The following is a 24517-nucleotide window of genomic DNA, read 5'->3' as shown; positions in this document are numbered from 1 at the left end:
AATCCCGTCTTCCGCTCCAACGGCGGCATAGCCAAGTGGTAAGGCCAAGGTCTGCAAAACCTTTATCCACCGGTTCGAATCCGGTTGCCGCCTCCAATTTAATTTTATAACCCTTTGCCGGGGTGGCGGAACTGGCAGACGCACAGGACTTAAAATCCTGCGGTAGGTGACTACCGTACCGGTTCGATTCCGGTCCTCGGCACCATTTTAACTTTATACTATTATTGCCTATGCCGGTGTGGCGGAATTGGCAGACGCGCACGACTCAAAATCGTGTTCCCAAAAGGAGTGTCGGTTCGACCCCGACCACCGGTATCTTTAGAAGAACTGAATTGATTTAAGACTTCATAATGCTTACAAATGTTGATTACAACGTTTGTAAGCATTTTTTGTGTTGGAGTAAAAATGGTGAGTTTGAATTTGAATACTTCGGACAGTAATGATACAAGTCTTGCAACTTTTGCTACATGGGCATTTGTCTTTACTCAAAAACACCTCCGATTTATTATGTATTCCATTTTTCGACAATAATCAAATTATAAAAAGATTACAATAAATATACTTGGTAAAAAAGTTAGAAGAATTGTCATGAAGGAGTATACAAAATGAACAAATGGCTTTTTGGATTTTTAGTTGTATTGACAACGGCTTTAATGGGATCTTCTTTTGCAGTTGGAAAGATTGGATTAGCTTACGTGACACCGATCCTGTTGGTTGCGCTGCGATTCCTTCTAGCAGGAGTCGTCATGGCGATAGCTGTAAAATATTTAAGTCTTCCTCATCCAAGGGAGGCTTCAGATTGGATAAAAGTAGCCCTCATTGGCTTCTTTCAAACGGCTGGTGTCATGGGCTGTATTTTTGTCAGTTTACGTACGATAACAGCGGGACAATCTTCTATATTAACCTTTATGAACCCCCTTTTAGTTGTTTTATTTGGAACACTGTTCATGAAAATGACTTATAGATTGCAACAGTGGATTGGTGTTATTTTAGGTTTTGTAGGCGTATTTATTACACTTGGTGCACAGGTAGACTTTCAAATTGGAACTCTTTTAGGTTTTCTCTCAGCCGTTTCGTGGGCGATCGGAACACTATTGATCAAAAAGTGGGGTACCAGAATCAATACATGGGTTTTAACCGCTTATCAAATGTTGTTTGGCGGTTTGATATTATTTATTGGCAGTTTTATATTAGAAAATCCCTCAGTTCAAATCACTACTTTATCGATTACCATTTTAGTATGGCTGGCTCTAATGGCTTCGATCGTACAATTTGCTGTCTGGTTTTACCTTTTACAAAAGGGCGATCCCGGAAAGACAAGTGCATTCTTGTTTTTAGCACCATTTTTCGGTGTTCTAACAGGCTGGCTATTGTTAGATGAAGTGATTAATTGGTACGTAATACTCGGAGGCATTTGTATATTTACCGGCATATTCATGGTTAATTGGACAGCTAGTCCGAGAGTTCAAGCGGATCATGATTTTGTAAAATCATCAGTTTGACAGGAAATGATCAAGCTTTTCACAAATGTTTGCAAACAGTCACTGTTACTGTTCGTTAAGTAAAGGAGTTAATGGTACACTAGAAATAGATTAAATGGATATATAATCCAAAAATGGAGGATTAAGAATTAAGATGAAGGAAGAAGTTATATTAGAAATCACTGATTTGAAAAAGAATTATGGATCAAAGTCAGTCTTAAATGGTGTTTCTCTTCAAGTGAAAAAAGGAGAGATCATTGGGTATATTGGACCGAATGGAGCTGGGAAAAGTACCACTGTTAAAATCATACTTGGCATTGAAGACAAGTATTTCGGTGAGATCAAAATCTTCGGTCAAGATATTTCTGATGGAAATATCGAATATAAAAAAAAAATTGGTTATGTGCCGGAAATCGCTGAAGTTTACGACAATTTAACCGGCCAAGAATATTTAACCTTTATTGGCGAATTGTATGGTCTCGACCTTGACCTCGCTGATTATAAGGCAAAAAGCCTAATGGAACTATTCGGGATAGGTGAAGTTTATTATTCTCGAATTGCATCTTACTCAAAAGGAATGCGTCAAAAGCTGTTAATTATCTCGAGCTTACTACATAATCCAGAGTTATTATTTTTTGATGAACCTATCAATGGTTTGGATGCAAACAGCGTGATGATTTTTAAAGAAATCATGACACAACTTTCCGAACAAGGAAAAACGATTTTCTACTCTTCTCATATTATGGATGTGGTCGAAAAAATAAGCAGCCGCATCATTCTCCTGCATGACGGTAAAATTGCTGCAGATGGAACATTTGAAGAGTTAAAGCGGCAAAATACGAAGGGGTCACTTGAACAAATTTTTAACCAACTTACAGGATTTAATGAACATAAAGAACTTGGTGCAAAATTTGTATCGGTTGTAAGGGAGATGTAAGAATGCAGGACTTTCACACGCTGAAACTATTGGATCGTTTTGAGAAAGTATTTAGTAGCTTTGGCGTAGATTACAAGATAATGAGAAGAATTTTACAGGTCAAGTTAACGATGGATGGCCGGCGTGTGCCTACCATTTTCTCACAAAATGCGAAAAAGAAAGACAAGGAAACTAACAATCAGTATATAAAATCCTTATGGATTTACGTGTTATTTAGTCTGTTTATGCTTCCATTTGTACTTATGGGTGACAATTATCTTTTTCAAATGAGTTTCTTCTTTGGAATTTTCACCTTTTTTGTCATGACCTCCATGATTGCCGATTTTTCTTCTGTTTTATTAGACGTCCGTGATCGAAACATCCTGTTTCCAAAGCCAGTTGATCGAAAAACGATTAGCACCGCGAAAATGGTGCATGTTGTTATATATTTGTTTTTCCTTACGATAGCGCTTGTCAGTATCCCTTTGATTGTGGGGCTTGTCAAAAATGGCTTCTTGTTTTTCTTAGTTTTAGTTGTAAATATTATCCTAATTGACCTGTTGATCGTCGGGCTAACTGCTCTTATCTATTTATTTATTTTACGATTCTTTGATGGAGAAAAATTAAAAGATATTATTAATTATGTCCAAATTGGGTTATCACTTATGATTATGATTGGGTACCAATTGCTTGTTCGCTCTTTTCAGTTTATGGACTTAACCGTATCGCTTGAACCGCAATGGTGGCAAATATTTATCTTTCCGATGTGGTATGGAGCAAGTATGGAAATGCTGATGAATGGGGCCTTTCAGTTGTTTTACCTTGTCTTTTTAGCCTTAGGAATCCTGATTCCTCTCCTATCCATTTGGATTTATATGAAATGTAATCATGTTTTTGAACAAAACCTTCAAAAGCTCACTTATCATGGGAAAGCAAAGGAAAATAAACATAGTAAGCTAAGGTCTTTGTTCCTTAGAGTCATTTGCCACTCAAATGAAGAAAAAGCCTTTTTCCGATTTGCCAGTTCCATGATGAAAAATGAACGAGATTTTAAATTAAAGGTGTATCCATCTTTGGGCTTTTCCATTGTGATTCCTTTTATTTTTATCATGAATGGCTTTGATACCAATCTAGATCATTTATCGACTAGCAAATTATATTTAACAATTTACTTTAGCTTAATCATCATCCCGACCATCATGATCCTTCTGAAGTTTTCAGGAAAATATAAGGGGGCGTGGATTTACAGGGTTGCTCCTATACAACAACTAAAGCCGATATTTAGTGGTACGATAAAGGCGTTTATCTTTAAGTTATATTTACCAGTTTACTTGGTTTTAAGCGCAGTATTTATTGTATTATTTGGAGTAGGAGTTTTACCAGATCTTGTAGTTGTATTTTTAAATGCCTGCACTTATGCTGTCATTTGTTTTATGATTCTTAAAAAGTCAATTCCTTTCTCAGAGTCTTTCGATCAGTACAATCAAAACAGCAACGGTGCGATTGTATTCGGTTTAATGCTGTTTGTTGGATTGTTTGCTGGTCTACATTTTGTCAGCACCTTGTTCTCATACGGGATTTATCTATATTTTGTGATTACCATTATTTGTTTGGCTACTATTTGGAAATTAGCTTTCAATATTACTTGGGAAAAGATTATTGGGTGACACAGGGTCGGGAACTGTGTCCCATTTAAGAAGATACAGAACTATGCGTCTATAAATCAAATTAATGATCAAGGGAGAATTCGATGAAAGATATTAATCCAATATATAATAAAACCAGTAATAAGGAAATTCAGCTATCCTTTGGGGAATTATGGAATGAGTCAGAAGTCAGTGGCAATCAGCATAATTTAGTAAAAGAAGACGCCAATAATTTAGAGTACCAATGTTCCTCAATAAATGGAATTGTTCCGGGAACATTAGTACAAGATTTTGAGACTTTTATCGATTATTTAAGCGCTCATTCCATACAGCTAACAAATAAGATGGAACATATCTCTAGAAAGCATTTGCCGGAAATTAATAAACGGATAACGGTAAGAAATGAAACCGCAACAGCCTATACCGAACAGATATATTATCCATATATTCATTTCTTTTATTTTCTTGCCCTTAGCGGACGATTATTTGAAAAGGTCTTAGGGAAAGGCGGGAAAATGATACTGCATCCAACAGAAAGGATAGCGTTGTACAAAAAATTAACGGATATTGAAAAATATTTCTTTTTACTAGAAACTTTTTGGGTTGATGTGAATTGGGCAAAATTATTGGATAGGTCTGATAATCCGCTTATCGATTCACTTCATGAATTGTTTTTTATTTGTACACAAGAAAAGGCTGGTAAAGTTATTTCATTGCGAAATAATAATAGATGGAAATTACCATATCGGCTATATGATTGGAATTTTTTTTATCTTTACTTTGAATGGTTTGGCTTTTGGCAATGCGAAATAGACCAAGAAAGTGTAGATTCATTTGGTAATAAAAGTAATTATTTCGCAAAATCAATAAAATTAACGTTCTTGGGGACAAAGCTCATCCCAATCCTGCTCCTTGACCGTTATATCCAAATATGGAATGTATCGGAAAGAAGGATTCATGGTGAAATAAATCCCATTCCCGGATCAAAATTAAACGAAATAGGGTATATTGATTTACCAAAAAAAGAAAGAAACATAATACTTAAAAAAATGAATGAAGATCAAAGCTCACAACCATTTTTCTTGCCGTTTCAACAGCTTTTTCCAAAGGAATCCTTACAAAGTACTTTACCAAGAAATAAGAGGCGGTTTACGAAGGGAATTTATACATTTAAAGTTACATTTGAGAAAAACATTTGGCGAAAGGTCATCTTATCAAGTCAACACACAATGGAAGATTTACATGATATCATTCTTGAGGCATATGACTTTGATAATGATCACCTTTATTCTTTTTTTATGGACGGAGAAAAATGGTCAATGGACTGTATCTCTTCTCCAGATGATGATTCAGAAGGTCCAAAAGCAGATAAAGTACAAGTTGGTGATTTAGGGTTCATTACGGGGCAACGTTTTTTATACTTGTATGATTATGGTGATGAGTGGCAGTTTTTAATAGAGGTAGAAGATATAAAGGAAACGAATCCGGAGTCGTTTCAGCCGTATTTGAAGGAAAGTAAAGGGGAGGGGCCTGAGCAGTACTTTTTCGATGAAGATTGGTTTGAATAATAGGGAAATCCTTACCAGTCATTCACTTGTCGATTAGATTAAAATATAGTTGGACACAGGGTCGGGAACTGTGTCCCATTAACGGATTTTATTCGAATTTTAATTGATCACAATATTGTCCGAATGGGAGGAATGGGCGATGGATCGTGAACAAGTTAGGGAAGCTCTTATCGAATGGGAAACGTTAAGCGCCAATAAAGAAAATCGTGTCATTTATGAAGCAAAGGCAAAGGAGTTGCGTGATTTGTTAAGCAATTTTGAAGGAGAAAGACGAGTAGGGAAAGAAGAAGCCAGAAATGAAGGGATAAAGGAAGGTATATTAAACGGAAAACAAGAAATTGCATTAAAAATGCTTGAAGATGGTTATGATATTGCAATCATTTCTGGAATAACAGAACTAAGTGAACAAGAAATTTTACAGTTACGAAATCACAATTAATTTTGCTGTTGGAGTAGGCCAATAACTTATGTTATGGTCTACTCTTTTATTTTTACAAAATTGAATGTCCCTTTTTCTCCATAAATCCCTATCTATATTTTGAAAGAACTTTTTGTGAAGAAAGGGCAGTGATGAGGATGGCAAAATATAGAATGGTGCGTACTGAATTTTGGAAGAGTCCGATTGTTTTAGAAGAAATGACTCCAGAGGATAAGTATTTTTATCTTTATCTGCTGACGAATCCGCAAACTACTCAGATTGGAATCTATCGAATTACGAAAAAACAAATGGCTTTTGATTTGGGCTATTCGATTGAAAGTGTTCATTCGTTAATGGAGCGATTCGAGAAGCACCATAGGTTGATTCGTTACAATCCTGAAACAAGAGAACTCGCGATTAAGAACTGGGGGAAAGAAAACCTCCATAAAGGCGGAAAACCGGTTATGGATTGTATTGCTTCCGAATTGAAAGAGGTTGAGGATCTAACTCTTGTACAATATGTTTTGGAATCCATACATAAAGAAGAGATTAGGAGCTTATATGAATCATTCTGCAGCGAGGATGAAATAGATTCTTCTATCACCGATGATGATGAATCTGACGATACGTTCCCGTGTCGTGATACGATACGTGGGCAAAAAGAAAAACAAAAAGAAAATGAAAAAGAAAAACAACAACAAAAAGCTCTCCGATCAAAGATAGAGAACCTACCCAACACAGATGATGTGAAAGAAATAATAGAGTTTTGGGATGCAAATGGATTTGGCTTTTCGAACGTAAATGCGAAACAGCAGCTGTTAGCTTGGTTAGACGATTCTAGTTTTTTACAACCGAAAGAAATGATTCTAAAAGCGATGAATATTGCGTGTGCCAATAACAAGCGAAGGCTGAATTATATTATCGGGATTCTGAAAAACTGGGAAAATGAATCTTTACTAACCGTAGAAGAAGTTGATTCGTATGAGGAGAAACAAAAGCCTGTAGTAAAGAATCGACCAGCTAACGAATCGAATCCTGCTGGAAGAGCGATTCCAAGAGGATTTGAACTTGACCTAACGGCAGGTGAAAAGGGATGAATTTGGCGGAAAAGTCGTTCTTAGGAAGCTTGATCAAAGCGGATTATTTATTGAAGGATACCTTGATTCAACCTGAACAGCTGGAATGTACACGGCATCAAGAATTAATGCGAAGAATGGTGGAACTAAAGCGGGCGGGTAAGAATATTGATTTGATTTCATTAACGACCTTACCTGACCTCGAATCATTCGGTGGAATGTCATATCTTGCGGAGCTATTATCGTATGCGGATCTTGAGAAATTCGATGGAACGGAGAAGCTCATTCTTGAACTGTGGAAGGAACGGGAAAAGAGAAATATCCTAACGCGAGCGGCTATGAATGATTGGGAGATTGCGAAAGTCATTGCTGAATTGGATAAAATTAACCAATCGAAAATGGAGGATCACACCTCGATACATCAAGCGTTGGAGAGAGTCTATGAAGTGCCGTGGGAGGATCAACCTCATTCGAAAGGTGTGACAACGGGGATCCAAAAGCTTGATCTCGTGACGGGAGGCTTTCAGAGCGGGGAAGTGACGATTCTAGCAGCAAGGCCTTCGATGGGGAAAACCGATGTGATGCTTCATTTTGCAAAAATATCGGGTTGAGCTGGGTTTCTGCCACTCATTTTTTCCTTAGAAATGCCTGAAAAGCTCATAACCTCGCGACTGATAGCTTCGACAGGCGGGTTCAACCGAGCCAAAATGCGGGATCCGAAAAGAATGCTAACCGAAAGTCAAAAAAATAAATGGGCGGATGTCATGGGGAATCTCGATGAAACCCATATGCAAATCTTTGATGGGGCTGGGCAAACGGTTGCCGAAATGAGAGCAAAAACAAGAAAGCTCATGCATCAATTCCCGCACAGGAAACCGATTATTTTTATAGATTACTTGACACTCATTCAAACGACTCAATTTTTTGGAGGAAATGCCCACATGCAGGTAACGGAAATATCGAAATCCCTCAAAACGATGGCGAAGGATTTCGATTGCCCCGTCGTTTGCTTGGCACAGCTAAATCGATCGGTTGAATCAAGAGCCAATAAACGTCCGATGATGTCTGATATACGCGAATCGGGCAGTGTTGAACAGGATGCCGATGTCATTTTGTTTTTGTACCGCGAAGCGTATTATGACAGGGATTCCGAGGATCATTCCCTTGAAATCATTGTCTCAAAGAACCGAAATGGTCCAGTTGGTACCATTGCTGTAAATTATAACGAGCATACAGGAGCGATTGAAGATGAAAATGTAACCCATTAAAAAGAGATCCACGGTTGAAAAAAATCTAATATAGAGGAGTGATCATATGTTGGTGAGAGATTTGTACATGGATTGTATAATTTTTGAGGAATCCGCTTTGGCCCATTGCCTATATCATTTATTAGAGGAAAAGAAAATTTCACTAGATGACGATATCTCCAAAATAGACTTAAATCAAGCAGATCATGAAAAGGTAGCAGAAATGTTTCAAAAGAATGTATTAGGTTTTCACAAGGTGGGTCTTTACTCCCTGAAGATGGACCAGACGGCTTTTGTCTTTATCTATGCCCGCAGTCAGGAAGAGGCCATCCAATTCTTTATCAAGTCGTTTCATAGCTACCCCTTGAACTGTCATGAATATCCGCTAGAATTCGAGATTACTAGAGGAAAAGAGGTGCTTTCGTTTCGAGAAATGAAGAAGGAATTTAAGCGTTTTCCTGCAATGGCAGGGAGTTTTTTGAAGGGGAAGTAATGGATTGGGACACAGGGTCTCTTCCCGTCCCTATGTCCCACCAAGAATGAATTTTGTCAACTTACGGGATCACAACGCACAGGCACCCATAAATTTTTACTTTGACAAACTAGCAATAATCGGTCCGATAAATTTCTGACTTTCCTCTACAAGATCAAAACTCTCTTCATCAAACAATAACCAATCATAAAGCGTTCCACGCATACAGCGGGTAATCAACATCGTAATTTCTTTAGCTGGAATGTAATCTTTAAACTCCCCTTGTTCTTGTCCTTGCTTAACAAATGAATGGATAATTTTATAAAGAGTCCTATCGGTATTTGAGAGTGTTTTAGGTTGGTTCGGAGTTAGAGCACTTATATAAACAGTTCTCATCAGGTCTTTTCCCAAACAATCTTTCAAATATACCATTTGTGATTTTGTAAGATTGATAATTTTTTCGCTATAACTCATTTTACTAGGCAAGGTTTCGGTAAAAGTTTCATAAAAATCATCAATTTCCTTGAACTTCTCCAAGAAGATTTCGTATTTCGAATTAAAGTGTACATAGAATGCGCCCTTTGAAGTGTTTGATACATTTACAATTTCATCGACTGTAACCTGGTCAAATCCCTTTTTGCTAAAAAGATCCAAAGCAACCTCTAGAATCTTCTTTTTAGTTTGTTGGGCTTTTATCTGTCGTGGAGTCATAGGTGGCAATTTTAAAATTCTCCTTTCTTGATAAATCAATTACTTCCCTTTTCACAATTCTAACCTAGAACTATGCACAATTGCATAGTTAGACTAAATTATTTAAAAATCCTTATAAATTTTTGTTGACTAAACCCAATAATTTACCTAAAATAAATTCAAAGACTACGGTTTGTGACCATGGTCTGTGACTGCAGTCCGTATAGAAATTTTATCATGGTTTCATTCTAGATTCAATTTGTAAGCGTTTTAATATCATTAAAGTCAAGGTGCCAAAGTGAAAGATAACAACTAATTGACAACAAACTTAGTATGGTGCCTACCATATTCACGACGAGGAGGTTATGTGAGAGATATGGATATTGTCGGAAACAGAACGTTGCGAGATTTATTAATGGAGAAAACTGAAAAGCATTTTGATAAAAAATTCCTGCTTTTTGAAGATCGGGAGCAGCGAAGATTTGAACTTACCTATAAAGAATTTGCCGACCAGGTAAATCGTTTAAGTAACGTTTTTCTCGATTTAGGCGTCACAAAAGGTGAGCATGTGACATTGCATCTTCCCAATAATTTAGAGTTTATGATTTCATGGTTTGCGTTAGCTAATATTGGTGCAATCATGGTACCGACGAATGTTTTATCGACTTCAGACGAAATGGAATATATATTGAATCACTCTGAGTCCGTTCTACTTATTACGGAAGAAGAATATTTAGGAAAGTTTGCCAACACCCGTCGGAATCTTCCGAATTTAAAAGAAATCTTGTTAGCACGTTATGAGGGGGATGCTTACGAAAATCAAGATTTAAAAGCCTTAATTGCAAACGCTAACAACCAAATACCAACTGTTCCTTTGGATGCGGAGGACGTTGCAGCCATGCTCTATACATCAGGCACGACATCGAAACCAAAAGGTGTGCAGATTACCCATGCGAATTATCTTTTCACAGGGGAAGTCATGTCAAAATCTATTCGCTTAACACCTGACGATCGGCAATTCATTGTACTTCCCCTCTTCCATGGTAATGCCCAATATTATTCAACCATGTCAGCCTTAGTAGTTGGGGCAAGCATCGCCATAACAGAGCGTTTTAGTGCATCACGTTACTTTAAACAAGCTAAAAATTTCAAGGTGACCGTTGGCTCCTTGTTTGCGGCACCGATTCGGATGATTTTGGCACAAGAGTACTGTTCAGATGACAAAAATAATGACATGAGAGTCATCTGGTTCGCTCAATCGGTATCAGAAGAACAACTCAAGGATTTTGAAGAGAAGTTTGATGTTCCGTTATTACAAATGTATGGGATGACGGAGACAGTTGGCGTACCACTTATGAATCCAATTGATGGAATTCGAAAAAATATGAGCATTGGGAGACCAACAATTGGTTATGAAGTGAAAATTGTTGACGAGGATGGCGATGAAGTACCAAATGGACTATCGGGTCAAATTGTTGTAAAAGGAGTTCCAGGTCGGACATTGATGAAGGGCTATTTCAAAAATCCACAGGCAACAGCTGAAACATTGATAGATGGCTGGCTATATACAGGCGACAATGCCCGATTGGGAGCTGACGGTTACTTCTACTTTGTTGACCGGGTGAAGGATATGATTAAACGAGCCGGTGAAAATGTTGCTGCTAACGAAGTGGAAAGTGTTCTTTGTGATCATCACAGTGTTTATGAATCAGCTGTAATCGGTATTCCCGATGACATGCGGGATGAAGCGATTAAAGCCTACGTTATCTTACATGAAAATGAAACAATTACAGAAGAGGAACTTATTCAATACTGCCGAGAGCGTTTGGCTAAATTTAAAGTTCCAGATGCAATCGAATTTGTATCCGAATTTCCACGTACTGCTGTTGGAAAAATACAAAAACATATTCTACGGCAAATGCATAACGAAAGAATACAAAAGGCGTAGGGTGATGGTATTTGGGATATAGAGAACAAGGGACACAGTACCCGTCCCTTTGATCAGTTATATAAATATCGTTAATTACAAATCGAAAGGGGTTTATTTATGAAAAAAAGTCGTGTGTTGTTCGCAAGTGTCTCCGGTTCTGTTATTGAATGGTATGACTTTTATTTATATGGAACGGCCACTGGTTTAGTGTTTTCGTCTCTTTTCTTTCCAAATACTGACCCCGCTATTGCACTTTTACTTGCTTTTGCTACTTTTGGTATCGGGTATGCAGCAAGGCCGATTGGGAGTATTATCTTTGGGCATTTTGGGGATAAGTTAGGGCGGAAAGCAAGCTTGATGTTAACGTTGGTTGGTATGGGGGGAAGCTCCTTTCTGATTGGTTGCCTCCCGACCTATGCACAAATTGGTGTAGCAGCTCCTCTTTTACTAGTGTTTCTTAGACTTATTCAAGGTATTGCTCTTGGTGGTGAATGGGGCGGTGCTGTTTTATTAGCTACTGAATATGCACCAAAAGGGCTTCGTGGACTTTATGGTTCAATTCCGCAATTAGGAGTTCCATTAGGCTTAGTATTGGGATCTTTTAGTTTAACTTTTATTAGTTATTTAACAACTGAAGCTCAATTTTTGGCATGGGGGTGGAGAATACCCTTCCTATTTAGTGCTCTACTTATCGGTTTAGCATTATGGATTCGTAATGGAATTGAGGAAACTCCAGCATTTAAAGAACAGAAGGAAAAAGGTGAGCTTGCAGCGGTACCAATTGTAGAAACATTCCGTACCAACTCAAAAAGTGTATTTCACGTAATTGGTCTGAAGCTAGGTGACGGTTTCTTTAACGTATTTCTAATGTCGTTTGTGCTTGTCTTTGCTACTAAGCATTTGGGTTACTCCTACGAAGTAGCACTGACCGCTTTAACAATTGGCTGTGCAACAATGATTATTACTATTCCGGTTGTAGGATATCTATCAGATTTCATTGGCAGAAAAATTATCTATATTTGTGGATTAGCGCTGTTGTTCCTCCTTGCAATACCATACTTTACGATGGTCGGACAAAGTCCATCATGGCTCTACATTATGCAAGCTGTCATGCTCGGTATTATTTGGGCTTCTATTTTTGCTACACAAGGGACAATATTCTCAGAATTGTTCCCAGCCAAAGTCCGCTATACAGGTCTATCATTCGGTTATCAAATTGCAGCAGCAATTGTAGGTTTCGGTCCAATGATTTGGACACCAATGGCTGAAAAATTCGGTCCATCACCTATCGTATTTGGAGGATTTATGATGGCGGGTATCACTATTTCTCTAGTACTCTCTCTATTTGTACCAGACACTAGAAAAATATCAAAATATGAGGATAATGTGGACCCAGTAGCAGATGAAAAAGCAATCTAATGGCAATGTGGATAGAGGGCGCAGGGACAGGTCCACCGGCACAAAAATACTCTATTAAGGAGACTCAATATGAATAAAGTCAGTGTTACTGGTATTGGAATGACTGCATTTGGAAAAAAGGAGGCTTCATTAAAAACATTGCTTATGGATGCATGTTTGGAAGCGCTCCGTGAAGCCAATTTTCCTAAGATTGATGCTATTTATATAGGGAATTTCATGGCTGGATCTTTGGTTAATCAAGAAATTTTAGGGGCTATTGTTGCCAATGAACTTGGTTTGGGTACAGTTCCAGCTTTTAAAGTTGAAGGGGCATGTGCATCAGGAGGGATTGCCTTTAGACAAGGATTCCTTAACATTCAAAATGGCGGGTATGAAAATGTGCTAATTGCTGGTGTTGAAAAAATGAAACACGCCACAACAGAAGAAACTACTAGAGCAATCAATGCTGCAATGGATAATGATTCAAATGAAATACTTGCCGGCTTAACCTTTCCAGGATTTTTCGGAACAGTTGCAAATCGGTATTTTTATGAAACAGGGGCATCCAAAAAGCATTTAGCCATGGTTGCTCTAAAAAATCGAGAGTATGCAGTAAACAATCCCAAAGCACAATTCCGAAAACCAGCAACGCTGGAAGAAATTATGGAAGCACGAATGATCACCGAGCCTTTAGGACTGTTCGACTGCTCCCCGACTACAGATGGTGCTGCAGCCGTTGTCCTTTCTAAAGGAGATAAAGGTGTAGTAGTCAGAGCCTCCGCTCAGGCTTCAGGACCAACTCAAATGCAGGAAGCCGAAGATTTATTAAGTTTACCTGCGGTTAGAGCCTCTGCAGAGCAAGCTTATCAAATGGCAGGTGTAGGCCCCGAAGAGATTGATGTAGTTGAGTTACATGATTGTTTCACAATGACAGAAATACTATCAATTGAAGAACTTGGTTTTTTCGAAAAAGGTACCGGTTGGGAAGCCGTCGCCCAAGGATTAACAAAGCATGGAGGAAAAGTTCCAGTTAATACGAGCGGTGGACTTCTTTCCAAAGGACATCCAATTGGGGCAACCGGCCTAGCGCAAATTATTCAAATTGTCTCCCAACTTCATGGAAACAGTTGTAATCAAGTGGATGGCGCTAAAATTGGATTAGCCCAAAACTTAGGTGGAACAGGTGCCTACTCAACGGTTCATATATTCGAAGGGGTGAAGTAAGGATGGCAATGGTTCAAGTGTATGAATGTACTCAATGTGAAAAAAAGTTTGCTCAGCAAAAATGGATCTGTCCAAAATGTAAAAATACTGAATTTCATATAAAGGAAGTAAGTGGTGAAGGAAAGGTATTTTCGTTTACAACAATACATGTGTCATCCCAAGAGTTCTCGCACCTAACTCCATATTCAGTAGCATTAGTTGATTTACAGGATGGTGTGCGATTGACTGGACGGATTATGGAAAAGGTAGAGATTAATGATAAGGTGAAATGTATTTCAAATGAGGATAATACGTTTGTTTTTGAAAAAATAAGCGGAATAGCTGGGAATTGATCTTTAGAAGAACGTATATTTTTAAAAATTCCTACTCCTCACAGATGTTGTTAAAACCGCGTCTGTGAGGACTTTTTTTGTCTAACGTTCCTATCCCCTAAAAACCTCTAAAAAGTGTCTTGCTGGAGTGGATAAGTAATGGTTCTTCTTCCATATTATGATGACTCTCGTAACAAGGGATTCCTCCTTTATTTCTCTGAAATGAAGGTTCAAATCCGGTACCAATGAAATCATGTCTCTAGGGATCATGGTAATTCCCATGCCGTCACTTGCCCACTTCAGCATCGTTCTTGTATCATCTATTCTACATATAACCCTTGGTTCAAAACCTGCCTTTCTACAAGCTTCTTCTATGTTGTTTGCGTACCGGTTGTATATAAGTAACGGTTTACCTTCAAGCCCTTTAAGGTCAATATACTCTGTTTCATTATTCCAGAAAAAGTCTAATGCGCCAGCCATCATCGGCTCATCCGATAGGCTAATATTCTCAAAGATATCCTGATTGAATGGTGTACGAATGATCCCAATTTCTACAACTCCAGCCTTGACCAATTCGAGAATTTCAAATGTACTACTTTCTTTGATACGGAAATCGACGCCAGGATACTTCTTGTGAAAAGCTTGTATTTTTTCTGGGAGCAACATTTCTTCCGCCGAAGAGATTGTACCAATGGCGAGAGTACCTTGAAGTCCCTCCCGTAAATCTTTTAGTTCTTTTTCAGTCCTTTCCACGCATCTGGTATGGCTGTATTCTTTCAGGGACAAGAGCCAGTACAAGTCCTTCGCGCCATATTTTTTGGTTTCAGCCTAGACACTCCTAGCCCTCTTCTCGCAATTCTTGAGGGTGGTGGTGTTTTCTCGATGCTTAAGGCGAGCTTTGTCGTTTTCGCTGCCTGTGCTCTTGCGGGGATTCTTGAAGGAATACGTGTATTTAGCGGCATTAAACAGCATCTATTAAATATGAGATTAAATCAACATAAGCGTTACGGATTGACTACTTTCATAAGCACACTGACTGCTGCATTCGGTTGTTCACAATCTATAGCAGTTGTTATGACAGATGAAATTATGAGGGATTGCTACAAGAAAGAAGAAAACTATCAGTTCGCTTTAGACATTGAAAATTCATGTATCCTTACATCGGCACTCATTCCATGGAATATTGCTGCCTTGATTTGTACCACAACGCTAAATGTTAGTATGTACGGTTTTGTGCCATATGCTTTTTATCTCTATGTTTTCCCAATTCTGTATTTCTTGTATAGCTGGTACAAAGAAGCTAGGATGATAAAAGCAGTACATTCTTTTAAAAGAGTCGGGTAGTCGTATATATATTTAATAAAAGGCAAAAATAAGCATGAAATTTCTTAAGGAGGTTTTGCGTGTTATGAACAATCTTACAGAACTAGAAGTAGAGCATTTGCGTCATCTTATTGGTGGTCATGGTTTGGTTGCGAAAAAACTAGAAACGTATGCCCAAAATTGTGCAGACCCTGAATTGAAAGAAATTTTACAAAGGGATGCCCAAGCAGCCAAACAATCACAACAACAATTAATGACATTTTTAGGGTAGGAGGGGTTCAGGATGTTTCAGGATAAAGAAATGGTAAGCGATTATTTAGCGGGTTTAAACGCAAGCTTAACAGGATATGCCCATATGATTAGTGAATCTAACAATTCAGAATTACGACAAACATTAATTCAAATGAGGAATCAAGACGAATCAAGGCAAAGAACACTATATAGTTATGCACTTCAGAAGGGTTATTACAAGCCTGCTGCACCTGCTTCTGATCAAGTGATTCAACAGCTTAAATCACAATTAATGCAAGGGCAGTAACTTACATATAAAAGCCGACCTCCACTAGTGGAATCGGCTTTATATGTCGTTAATATTATTTTTTAACCAATTTCATTACCAAGGTCTTTCATACTTCTATCCGGATTATATATTTTTCTGCTTAGGAATGACTGAAACACTAAAAATATTCCGCCAACAGCCCAGTATAATGGTAAAGCAGCTGGAGAGTTAATAGAAAAAATAATAATCATGATTGGAGAAAGCAACCCCATAATCTTCATCTGCTTTTGCTGCTGCTCCGGTAAAGAATGTTGTGTTACTTTAATCTGAATATAGTAAACGATGCCAGCAATTAAAGTAATACCTAGATTCGGTTGTCCGAGACTGAACCACAAGAAGGAATGGGTTGCGATCTCATGAGAACCTCGGATGGCATAATACAATCCCATTAGGATTGGCATTTGAATAAGAAGGGGCAGACATCCCATATTTAATGGATTAACCCCATGCTGCCGATAAAGTGCAAATATTTCCTGCTGAAATTTTTGCTGTTCCTCTTTATCTTTTGAATTCTTTATTTTTTCTTGAATTTTATCCATTTCAGGCTTAATACTTTCTATTTTTGATTTTAGCAATTGTTGATTTTTATATTGTTTTAGCATAAATGGCATTAAGACCAGCCTGATTATTAGTGTTATGACGATAATTGAAATCCCATAGTTATCATTAAACAAGACAGCAATCCCGTGAATTGCCTGTAAAAATGGGTTAACAAGTAGAGTTTGGAACAATATTAATTCCTCCTATTATTTTATTTAAATATAAATAAAGGAAGAAATAATATTATCATCATCTCCGTCACGTTCATATTTTTTAATCGCTTTAAATAACCAGGTAATCACCGGATTTATTCTTACTTCAAGTTTTATTTGTAAAGTTTCAGTTTGTAATCTTACTTTATTGCTGAAAAGTGCATGATCTTTGCTGAACTTTTGTTTATTGTCGGAGAAGTACAAATGGACAAAAAACCAGCCTAGCAAGATACCGGCATATAGGGGATAAGCATTAATAATATCAAGAATTTCAACTATTTCAAACAAAGGAAAACACTCCATCCTTTTGTCTAGCTTAGCTTTTATTTGTATTTACGAGTCTAGTATAGGCAAGGTTTCAATATTTTTTATAAAAGTATAATAAAAAAAGCTTTCGTACTTACAAAGCATACTAAATTATCCTCTTAATTGGCAACAATATCACTATGATTTTTTTTAGAGAATTTTAACCAAAAAAATGGCGAGAGCAGAAAAATTGACAGGGGAATTAGCCTTACCATAACGTTAAGGAAGGGAATTGTATTTAATTTGAAATTTTGGAGGTAAGTGGATGAATATCGTAACAATCGTAGGTAGTTTAAGGAAAAATTCCTATAATAGGCGGCTGGCTAAAACTATGGAAGAACGATATAAGGATAAGTTTAACATGCAAATTGCCGATATCCGTTCTTTGCCTCATTATGATCAAGATGAGGAAAATAACCCGCCACAAGCTGTTAAGGATTTCAAAGATGCAGTTTCAAATGCTGATGGGGTCATCATTATTACACCTGAATATAACTGGTCAGTACCAGGCGTCTTAAAGAATGCCTTAGATTGGGCATCACGGGTGGATAAGGTGTTTATCGGTAAACCGGTTATGCCTCTAGGCGTTACGCTTGGAATGCTCGGTACGATTCGTGCCCAAGCCCATTTACGTGAAATACTTGCATCCTCTGGTATTCAAGCCAAGATTCTTCCACCAGGGGCCGGCAATGAGGTTCTGATTAATTTTGCGAATCAGAAGTTTGAAGAACCAACAGGTCAGTTGGTTGACGAAGAAACACTTAAATTCTTAGATAGTAAAGTAGACGGGTTTATTGATTTTGTGAAACAGTCCAAACAGTAATAGGATCTAAAAAAAGGCAACACTCCATATGGTTTGTTGCCTTTTTTGATGTTTAATTCATATGCAGGAGAGCATCATTCAGTAAAGATGCCACTATCATAGGGTCTCATATCAAAATGTGCATCCATATTTATAATTCCTAACCTTGCTTCTGAACCAATATGATGTCTAACACCAAGGTAATGTCCAAAAAAGGTTTCATGTCCTCCACCAAGAATTATAGGGAAAATATTTTTATTAAGCAGATGAGAAATTTCCGTAACTAACTTTATGAAATTTTTAGCAGGTGTAGTTAAAAAATGATGCTCAAGCCAAACAATTCCTAAAGAAGAGATCATATTGGCGTCCCTAATCGGTGTCGAATAGAGACTTTTGTTCCCATAGACGTCTAGAACAGATTTTGGCACGATTGTTGCGTCCATTCCGCCTTTTACCATCTCCATTAATACATGCATATCATTTTCAAAGAAACTAATGGAAATTTTTTGTGAAGGACTGAAGCATTTCGGAAAATCCCGAGACAGATATAAATTATATATTTTTCATATAATAGAAGTCCATGTTATGATAAGTATCGTTTTTAAACAGCAGATAGAAAAGGTGAACAATATGGAACGTTTTTTTAAATTAGAACAACATGGTACAACAATTGCAAAAGAATTATCTGCGGGTTTTATTTCATATATAACTGTGGTTTATATTATTATTGTTAATGCTACGATTTTGGCAGTTGCAGGAATTCCGTTGGAAGCGGGAATTATTGCGACTATTTTAACTAGTTTTTTTGGATGTTTAATCATCGGTTTATGGAGTAATACACCTATTCTGCTTATTCCTGGAATGGGTATTAATGCGATGTTTACTTATACCATCGTGCAATCTGGTGGATTTAGTTGGCAGGAAGCGCTGGCGATGGTTTTCGTTTCGGGACTGATCTTTGTTTGTATCACTTTTACGCCACTAGCGAAAATGATAACGACCTCCATTCCTGATTCCTTAAAGGAAGCTATAACGATTGGGATTGGAATCTTATTGATTTTAATTGGATTTGACAATGCGGGTATTATTACAAGTTCAGAGCACACGTTGCTTGCAATCGGTGATTTAAGCAGCCCCCGTGCTCTCACAACATTTATTGGTCTGATTATTACGGTGTTATTATTTGTTAAAAATGTACCTGGAAATCTTTTATTAAGTATTTTGATTACATCGTTGTTATCGATTTGGTTCGGGGGAGATACCTTCGAGGGAATTTCTCTTTCAATGCCATCTTTTCAAGAGTACCTTGGCGTGTTTGGGAAGGTTTCATGGGCACAAGCGGGTAATAGCGTCTTCTGGCTCACTTCAATTTCTTTAGCGATGGTGGTTGTATTTGAAAATATCGGTTTAATTCATGGACATAGCAATATGTTAAAACGCCCGGATACTAGCAAGAAATCACTTCAAGCTACAGCGGTATCAGTGTTATCTTCCGGGATTTTTGGAACAAGTCCAACCGTTGCATCAGTGGAAACAGCGGCAGGCATTACCGCAGGTGGACGAACTGGATTAACGAGCATTGTAACCGGGTTTCTGTTTCTTATTTCATTATTGTTTATTCCTGTTATTAAAGTGGTTCCCGCAAGTGCGGTATCCCCCATTCTAATTTTAATCGGGGTCCTTATGCTACAAAACATAGTTCATATTTCAATGGACGACTTAACGGAAAGCTTTCCGGCACTATTAATTATTGTATTAATTCCTTTAACGTATAGCATAGCAGATGGCATGGCGATCGGCTTTATTTTATACCCATTGATGAAGCTTTTAATGGGGAAAGGGAGAGAAGTTCACCCTGCACTCTATATGATTGCTATCCTGTTTATTAGTAATTTTGTGATTAAGTATGTTTTTTAAAGTTTAAAGAGTATAAGCAGGAAAATTTGTTGATGAATACTCCTGCTTTTTTGTATTAAACTTCCATCTTTAATGCAATAATGAAGAGGTAATACCAAAGACTATTAAAGGTCAATACATACTAGATGTTGGTTTTAAGGGAAAGCAATTATTTGTAAAAGAACAGGAGGTTACTTATGGGAAGATTAATTCATTTCGAGATTCATGTGGATGACATGGAGCGGGCTAAGAGATTTTATGGGGAGGTGTTTGGCTGGACGTTTCAAGATTGGAGCGATTATGCTGGAATGCCTTATTTTGGCGCTGTGACTGGCGATGAAAGCGAGCCGGGAATCAACGGTGCTCTAATGCAACGTCAAGGTCCTCCTCCGGAAAAAAACCAAGCTTTAAATGGCTATGCCTGTACAATGGGAGTGGAAGATTACGATTCTATTGAGGCTAAAATTATTAATAATGGAGGCAAGGTTGCGTTGTCAAAACATGCTCTACCAGGCATGGCATGGCAAGGATATTATATTGATACCGAAGGAAATATTTTTGGTATTCATCAACCAGATGAGAACGCAAAATAGAGCCTTTAGGTTAAAAGGAGATATATAAAATGATAAATAAAATTGGAAAAATTACGATATACGTTCAAGACCAAGAGCAGGCAAAAGATTTTTGGATAAATAAAATGGGGTTTGTTTTAAAGTTGGAACAACCGATATTGAATCGGCCTATGAGAAAATGAAGGGAAATGGAGTAAAAGTGGAGGAAATGCAAAGAATGCCGTTTGGAACTATGTTCACTTTCTATGATCAGGATGGAAACGAATATATATTGAGGGAAGATAAATAGTAACCAAAAGGTCGAAGGTGAAGCACTTCGACCTTTTAATAGTTAATATCCCTTACTTTTAAGGATTTAATAAAAGTTACATTCAAATTTCGTGTGCCACTATAATCCGTAGCCCTTTCTTAAACAGAATTTTTGGTTAGCAACGGGAATATTTGTTACTCAGTACCCTAATTTGTATAATTCAATTATTTTAGTGATAACATTATTCTTCAGCACATTCTTCTTCATGATTTGAATATCAAAGTAACCCCGGCAAGTAAATGGATATTCTACGTTAAGCTCATCTCTTTTCATCTCTTGAATATGAATGCCCCTACATTTTAATTGTTTGTGCAAATTCCGCAATTCTTTATGGGCGTTGTCTATTTTCAAAAGGATAAAATTAATATGAGGATTCTTGATTTTAATTTTTGAGTTTTCAACCGCTTCAAGTTCTTTCGTTAAAAGCTTTAATGTGTTGTCTAATACAATGAACTGACATACCAAATCTTTATCCTTCATCTCAATCATAGTGATCACCTCGAATAACAGAACGTTTGTTTGTTTTTATTGTAGCAAATTACTTTTGATAAGAAAAGGGGTAGACAGAACATTCTTAAATGTCTAAGCGTAAAATAGGGAAAATACATTTGAGAATGAAAAGAAACGGGGATCAGAATGTTTTACAGAAGAGAAATGTACCGTGTTTGGCCGGAAAAATTGAATGGGTTCAATAAATATTTCCGTGAGTTTGTACTACCTAATCAGGTGAAAAATGGTGCAAGGCTTGTTGGACGGTGGGTAACTGAGGGCAATGATGAGGTTGTAGTAATGTGGGAGTATCCAAGTTTTGAAGAGTACTTCAAGATTGAGGAGCGGGTTTTAAAAGATGATATGTATAAGCAGGCAGAAGAACAACTCCGGAAAATAGGACCGCTATTTGAAGACTTTTCTCAGGCCTTTTTAAAATCAACAGGAATCTATAATTCACCAATGCAATCTGTGACAGTGAGCGGCTATATAACAAATGAAAAAGGCGAGGTTCTTTTAGTACAAACGTATTGGCGGGCAGATACTTGGGAGTTGCCTGGAGGTAGAGTTGACGAGGGGGAAACATTAGACGCTGCGCTTTATCGGGAGATTTATGAAGAGACAGGGATAAAAGTTAAACTTCAGGGGGTAACAGGTGTTTATTCCAATGGAAGCACAATTTCGATTGTTTTCCGGGGTTCATGTGCTGGCGGTGAATTGAGTGTTTCGGATGAAACGAAGGATGTTCGTTTTGTAAAAATCGATAAAACAAATTTGAACTGCTTTATCCGTCGTGGAAAGTTCTTTTCTCGAGTATTAGATGCGATGGAAGGGAATTGCGTTCCGTATGAAGCATTTAAGGTGCGACCGTATGAGCTTTTGAACAGAATAGGAAAAAGTGAATCCAAAGAATAATAGGGTTGAGTGATTGTTTGATTCCCGGAATGGGGGTGAATCCACAAAAACGGGAATCATTGAGTAAGAATGATCTCTTGGTTAGCAAATGTCCAAACTACAATAGTGTAAATTCATATCCTTTTTCCCTAATACCATCAATAATTTGTGGTAGTACTGTAACTGTTTGTTTTAATTCATGCAACAAAATGATTGAGCCGTCTTGAACATGTTCAACAACATTATTGATGATATTTTCAGGAGTGCTTTTGTTTTCCCAATCAAAAGATGTTATTTCCCACATAACAGGGACTAAGTCGAGTTCATAAAGGATTGATATCGTATCTTCATTGTATTGACCGAATGGCGGGCGGAAATAACGAACCTTTGTCCTCGTAATCTCTTCTATTTTATCAATGCTGTATTTAATCTGTTTATATTGCTGGTCTTTAGTTAACTTAGCAAGATTTTTATGATTAACGGCATGTGACCCAATGATATGTCCTTCCTCCAACACCCTTTTCCATGGTCTTTCCTTGAAAAGTAAATTTGAATGCCAGAAAAACATGGCAGGAATATTTTTTTCATTTAAAATATCTAAAATCTTTGAAAGCTGTCGGCTGGGACCGTCGTCAAAAGTTAATAGTACCTTCTTCTCAGAATTACAAATTTGGTTATTATTTTTTATCCATCGTTCATCCGTTAGACCGTACACGATCTGTCCACTTTTAACTACTCAAGGGCAATGCATAAAATTTCCTCCTATAAATCGCGTTTCGCTTTTTGCTTATTTCAGTATAACTGAATGGACAGCAGTAAGCCACAGTTCCCGACCCCACGTCCCACACCGACCCCAGTCTGCGGCGACTCAAAAAATTTTCAAAAGTGTGACAAAGTTCTTTGACGTCCATTTCTTGAATCGATAAATTGATAAAGTATGCAATATTAAAGAATAATAGAAGAGAGGGGCAAATAACATGGCAATTCTTACTAATGAAATGAAGGATATGGTCGCTAATTTCCAATGCTTTATTGGTACTGTCAGTAAAGATGGTGTTCAAAACATTGGACCAAAACGTTCTACAAGAGTTTTAGATGACGAGACATTAATTTTTAATGAGGGCACTGGTGGCACTACTTACCAAAATATTTTAGATGGCTCTAATGTTGTTATTGCTGTTGTAAATAGGGATCTACCAGATGGTTTCCGTTTCATTGGCAAACCTGAGGTTCAAACTAGTGGCGAAATTTATGACAAAGCCGCAGCTCTATCTGAAAAAAATGGAATGCGTCCTCCAAAGGCTGTAGTATTAATACATATCGAAGAAATCCATAGCTTAAAGCCAGGACCAATGGCGGGTAAAAAAATTAGCTAACATACTATAAAATAGAAAATCACCTTTCGTTAGTTTTTGAAAGGTGATTTTTTATTTTTTTATAAATATCATTTATATTAATATGGATGGAAAGAGAAGGTAATAATTGAAAATTGTTGAAAATATAGAAGAGGTATGGCGAACCATTTTCAAGAAAAAACAGTAAACCCTCTATATTGAGAAAGGAAAATATATAAATGGACCAGAAAATACTACCTGCTTCAACAAATATGAAGGAATTTGAGCGTTTTTTAAAAAGCTCCTATGAAATCGGTGTATTTCTAGATATGCATATTAGTCAATTGAAAAATGTTTATATGCTTGCAAAGGAGCATGGAAAAAAAATGATTTATCATGTTGATTTGATTCATGGTCTTAAAAATGATGAATACGGAACAGAGTATATATGTCAGGAATATAAACCGTATGGGTTAATTTCTACGAAGTCGAGTGTGATTTTAAAAGCGAAGCAAAAAAGAGTCATAGCTGTACAAAGGATATTCCTTATTGATTCTCATGCTCTTGAGAAGAGTTATCAACTGATAGAAAAAACTCAGCCAGATTTTATTGAAGTTCTACCGGGGGCAATGCCCCCATTGATTAAGGAAGTGAAGGACCGGGTAAAAGTTCCTATTTTTGCTGGTGGGTTAATTCGTACTCCAGAAGATGTTCGTAATGCTCTAGATGCAGGTGCAACGGCCATAACGACATCAAGTAGAGAGCTTTGGGAAGCATTTGGAAATAAATAAGTAGATTAAGGATAAAATTTTTAGTTGACAACGTTTTCAAAGGGTTTTATTATATAAGTAAGTTAATAAATTGTGACGGAGAAATGGAGATCACACAGTAACCGGGTTTAAA

General features: G+C 37.3%; 28 protein-coding genes, 3 tRNA genes and 2 pseudogenes. 26 read left to right on the top strand and 7 right to left on the bottom strand.

Going from position 1 to position 24517, the window contains the following annotated elements; all coding sequences use genetic code 11:
- Positions 1-21: 21 nt before the first annotated feature.
- From BAZO_RS11270 to BAZO_RS11220, 11 genes and pseudogenes are all read left to right on the top strand, one after another.
- Positions 22-96 (top strand) — tRNA-Cys (locus BAZO_RS11270).
- A 20-nt stretch (positions 97-116) separates the two neighbouring features.
- Positions 117-205: transfer RNA gene (locus BAZO_RS11265), tRNA-Leu, on the top strand.
- Positions 206-232: 27 nt separating this feature from the next.
- A tRNA-Leu gene (locus BAZO_RS11260) sits at positions 233-315 on the top strand.
- A gap of 290 nt (positions 316-605) precedes the next feature.
- On the top strand, positions 606-1502 hold the full coding sequence (locus BAZO_RS11255) for a DMT family transporter (RefSeq protein WP_003331642.1): 897 nt from the start codon (positions 606-608) through the stop codon (positions 1500-1502).
- Positions 1503-1635: 133 nt separating this feature from the next.
- A complete protein-coding gene (locus BAZO_RS11250) occupies positions 1636-2418 on the top strand; it encodes an ABC transporter ATP-binding protein (protein ID WP_003331641.1) in 783 nt (260 codons plus the stop codon).
- 2 nt (positions 2419-2420) lie between these two features.
- On the top strand, positions 2421-4064 hold the full coding sequence (locus BAZO_RS11245) for a hypothetical protein (RefSeq protein WP_003331640.1): 1644 nt from the start codon (positions 2421-2423) through the stop codon (positions 4062-4064).
- Between the two features lie 83 nt (positions 4065-4147).
- Positions 4148-5611, top strand: coding sequence for a plasmid pRiA4b ORF-3 family protein (locus tag BAZO_RS11240; RefSeq protein ID WP_003331639.1), 1464 nt, complete (start codon positions 4148-4150; stop codon positions 5609-5611).
- A gap of 139 nt (positions 5612-5750) precedes the next feature.
- Positions 5751-6050 carry a hypothetical protein gene (locus BAZO_RS11235; protein WP_003331638.1) on the top strand — a complete coding sequence of 100 codons (300 nt, stop codon included), beginning with the start codon at positions 5751-5753 and terminating at the stop codon, positions 6048-6050.
- 137 nt (positions 6051-6187) lie between these two features.
- Positions 6188-7126 carry a DnaD domain protein gene (locus BAZO_RS11230; protein ID WP_235786730.1) on the top strand — a complete coding sequence of 313 codons (939 nt, stop codon included), beginning with the start codon at positions 6188-6190 and terminating at the stop codon, positions 7124-7126.
- Positions 7123-8373 (top strand): annotated as a pseudogene (locus BAZO_RS11225) (replicative DNA helicase). Before BAZO_RS11230 ends, BAZO_RS11225 begins: the two are co-directional and overlap by 4 nt.
- Before the next feature lie 67 nt (positions 8374-8440).
- Positions 8441-8845 (top strand): hypothetical protein, encoded by a 405-nt coding sequence (locus BAZO_RS11220; RefSeq protein ID WP_235786729.1) that lies wholly within the window; start codon positions 8441-8443, stop codon positions 8843-8845.
- A 96-nt stretch (positions 8846-8941) separates the two neighbouring features.
- Here the strand turns inward: BAZO_RS11220 and BAZO_RS11215 are convergent, their stop codons facing one another.
- On the bottom strand, positions 8942-9574 hold the full coding sequence (locus BAZO_RS11215; RefSeq protein ID WP_157382120.1) for a TetR/AcrR family transcriptional regulator: 633 nt from the start codon (positions 9572-9574) through the stop codon (positions 8942-8944).
- Between the two features lie 316 nt (positions 9575-9890).
- On the opposite strand from BAZO_RS11215, the gene BAZO_RS11210 reads away from it, so the two are divergent.
- From BAZO_RS11210 to BAZO_RS11195, 4 genes are all read left to right on the top strand, one after another.
- Positions 9891-11462, top strand: a complete 1572-nt coding sequence (locus tag BAZO_RS11210; protein WP_003331634.1) for an AMP-binding protein — start codon at positions 9891-9893, stop codon at positions 11460-11462.
- Between the two features lie 99 nt (positions 11463-11561).
- Positions 11562-12863, top strand: coding sequence for an MFS transporter (locus BAZO_RS11205; protein WP_003331633.1), 1302 nt, complete (start codon positions 11562-11564; stop codon positions 12861-12863).
- A 69-nt stretch (positions 12864-12932) separates the two neighbouring features.
- On the top strand, positions 12933-14066 hold the full coding sequence (locus BAZO_RS11200; protein WP_003331632.1) for a thiolase C-terminal domain-containing protein: 1134 nt from the start codon (positions 12933-12935) through the stop codon (positions 14064-14066).
- Positions 14067-14068: 2 nt separating this feature from the next.
- Positions 14069-14398, top strand: coding sequence for a Zn-ribbon domain-containing OB-fold protein (locus tag BAZO_RS11195; RefSeq protein WP_003331631.1), 330 nt, complete (start codon positions 14069-14071; stop codon positions 14396-14398).
- 90 nt (positions 14399-14488) lie between these two features.
- Here the strand turns inward: BAZO_RS11195 and BAZO_RS11190 are convergent, their stop codons facing one another.
- Entirely contained in the window at positions 14489-15130 is a 642-nt protein-coding gene (locus tag BAZO_RS11190; protein ID WP_003331629.1) for a LysR family transcriptional regulator substrate-binding protein, read from the bottom strand.
- 9 nt (positions 15131-15139) lie between these two features.
- Here BAZO_RS11190 and BAZO_RS11185 point away from each other — a divergent pair, with 9 nt between their 5' ends.
- The 3 genes from BAZO_RS11185 to BAZO_RS11175 all read left to right on the top strand — a co-directional run bounded on the left by BAZO_RS11185 (position 15140) and on the right by BAZO_RS11175 (position 16238).
- A complete protein-coding gene (locus tag BAZO_RS11185; RefSeq protein ID WP_081585690.1) occupies positions 15140-15721 on the top strand; it encodes a Na+/H+ antiporter NhaC family protein in 582 nt (193 codons plus the stop codon).
- Between the two features lie 64 nt (positions 15722-15785).
- Positions 15786-15971 (top strand): hypothetical protein, encoded by a 186-nt coding sequence (locus BAZO_RS11180; protein ID WP_003331627.1) that lies wholly within the window; start codon positions 15786-15788, stop codon positions 15969-15971.
- A gap of 12 nt (positions 15972-15983) precedes the next feature.
- A complete protein-coding gene (locus BAZO_RS11175; RefSeq protein ID WP_003331626.1) occupies positions 15984-16238 on the top strand; it encodes a spore coat protein in 255 nt (84 codons plus the stop codon).
- Between the two features lie 62 nt (positions 16239-16300).
- Here the strand turns inward: BAZO_RS11175 and yidC are convergent, their stop codons facing one another.
- Both yidC and BAZO_RS11165 read right to left on the bottom strand, forming a co-directional pair.
- Positions 16301-16990 (bottom strand): membrane protein insertase YidC, encoded by a 690-nt coding sequence (gene yidC / locus BAZO_RS11170; RefSeq protein ID WP_003331625.1) that lies wholly within the window; start codon positions 16988-16990, stop codon positions 16301-16303.
- A gap of 24 nt (positions 16991-17014) precedes the next feature.
- Positions 17015-17299 (bottom strand): hypothetical protein, encoded by a 285-nt coding sequence (locus BAZO_RS11165; protein ID WP_003331624.1) that lies wholly within the window; start codon positions 17297-17299, stop codon positions 17015-17017.
- 283 nt (positions 17300-17582) lie between these two features.
- On the opposite strand from BAZO_RS11165, the gene BAZO_RS11160 reads away from it, so the two are divergent.
- Positions 17583-18140, top strand: coding sequence for an NADPH-dependent FMN reductase (locus BAZO_RS11160; RefSeq protein WP_003331623.1), 558 nt, complete (start codon positions 17583-17585; stop codon positions 18138-18140).
- A 92-nt stretch (positions 18141-18232) separates the two neighbouring features.
- Here the strand turns inward: BAZO_RS11160 and BAZO_RS23045 are convergent.
- A pseudogene (locus BAZO_RS23045) lies at positions 18233-18478 on the bottom strand (arginase family protein); the annotation flags it as partial.
- Between the two features lie 271 nt (positions 18479-18749).
- Here BAZO_RS23045 and BAZO_RS11150 point away from each other — a divergent pair.
- The 4 genes from BAZO_RS11150 to BAZO_RS23040 all read left to right on the top strand — a co-directional run bounded on the left by BAZO_RS11150 (position 18750) and on the right by BAZO_RS23040 (position 20876).
- Positions 18750-20036, top strand: a complete 1287-nt coding sequence (locus tag BAZO_RS11150; RefSeq protein ID WP_003331621.1) for an NCS2 family permease — start codon at positions 18750-18752, stop codon at positions 20034-20036.
- A 176-nt stretch (positions 20037-20212) separates the two neighbouring features.
- On the top strand, positions 20213-20608 hold the full coding sequence (locus BAZO_RS11145; protein WP_003331620.1) for a VOC family protein: 396 nt from the start codon (positions 20213-20215) through the stop codon (positions 20606-20608).
- A gap of 29 nt (positions 20609-20637) precedes the next feature.
- A complete protein-coding gene (locus BAZO_RS23215; protein ID WP_003331619.1) occupies positions 20638-20769 on the top strand; it encodes a VOC family protein in 132 nt (43 codons plus the stop codon).
- Positions 20766-20876 carry a hypothetical protein gene (locus BAZO_RS23040; protein ID WP_003331617.1) on the top strand — a complete coding sequence of 37 codons (111 nt, stop codon included), beginning with the start codon at positions 20766-20768 and terminating at the stop codon, positions 20874-20876. Before BAZO_RS23215 ends, BAZO_RS23040 begins: the two co-directional genes overlap by 4 nt.
- Before the next feature lie 159 nt (positions 20877-21035).
- Here the strand turns inward: BAZO_RS23040 and BAZO_RS11135 are convergent, their stop codons facing one another.
- Positions 21036-21386 carry a YhjD family protein gene (locus BAZO_RS11135; RefSeq protein WP_003331616.1) on the bottom strand — a complete coding sequence of 117 codons (351 nt, stop codon included), beginning with the start codon at positions 21384-21386 and terminating at the stop codon, positions 21036-21038.
- 147 nt (positions 21387-21533) lie between these two features.
- On the opposite strand from BAZO_RS11135, the gene BAZO_RS11130 reads away from it, so the two are divergent.
- Complete coding sequence (locus tag BAZO_RS11130) at positions 21534-22301, top strand: NUDIX domain-containing protein (protein ID WP_003331615.1); 768 nt, start codon at positions 21534-21536, stop codon at positions 22299-22301.
- 97 nt (positions 22302-22398) lie between these two features.
- Here the strand turns inward: BAZO_RS11130 and BAZO_RS11125 are convergent, their stop codons facing one another.
- Entirely contained in the window at positions 22399-22995 is a 597-nt protein-coding gene (locus tag BAZO_RS11125; protein WP_003331614.1) for a polysaccharide deacetylase family protein, read from the bottom strand.
- A gap of 262 nt (positions 22996-23257) precedes the next feature.
- Here BAZO_RS11125 and BAZO_RS11120 point away from each other — a divergent pair, with 262 nt between their 5' ends.
- Both BAZO_RS11120 and BAZO_RS11115 read left to right on the top strand, forming a co-directional pair.
- Positions 23258-23656 (top strand): pyridoxamine 5'-phosphate oxidase family protein, encoded by a 399-nt coding sequence (locus BAZO_RS11120; RefSeq protein WP_003331613.1) that lies wholly within the window; start codon positions 23258-23260, stop codon positions 23654-23656.
- Positions 23657-23853: 197 nt separating this feature from the next.
- Entirely contained in the window at positions 23854-24405 is a 552-nt protein-coding gene (locus tag BAZO_RS11115) for a glycerol-3-phosphate responsive antiterminator (RefSeq protein ID WP_003331612.1), read from the top strand.
- The last annotated feature ends 112 nt before the right edge of the window (positions 24406-24517 follow it).

The organism is Schinkia azotoformans LMG 9581, from assembly GCF_000307855.1.
Lineage (GTDB): Bacteria > Bacillota > Bacilli > Bacillales > Bacillaceae_J > Schinkia > Schinkia azotoformans.
The sequence above is the reverse complement of the archived record's forward strand: the minus strand, read 5'-3'. Positions and strand labels throughout refer to the sequence as shown.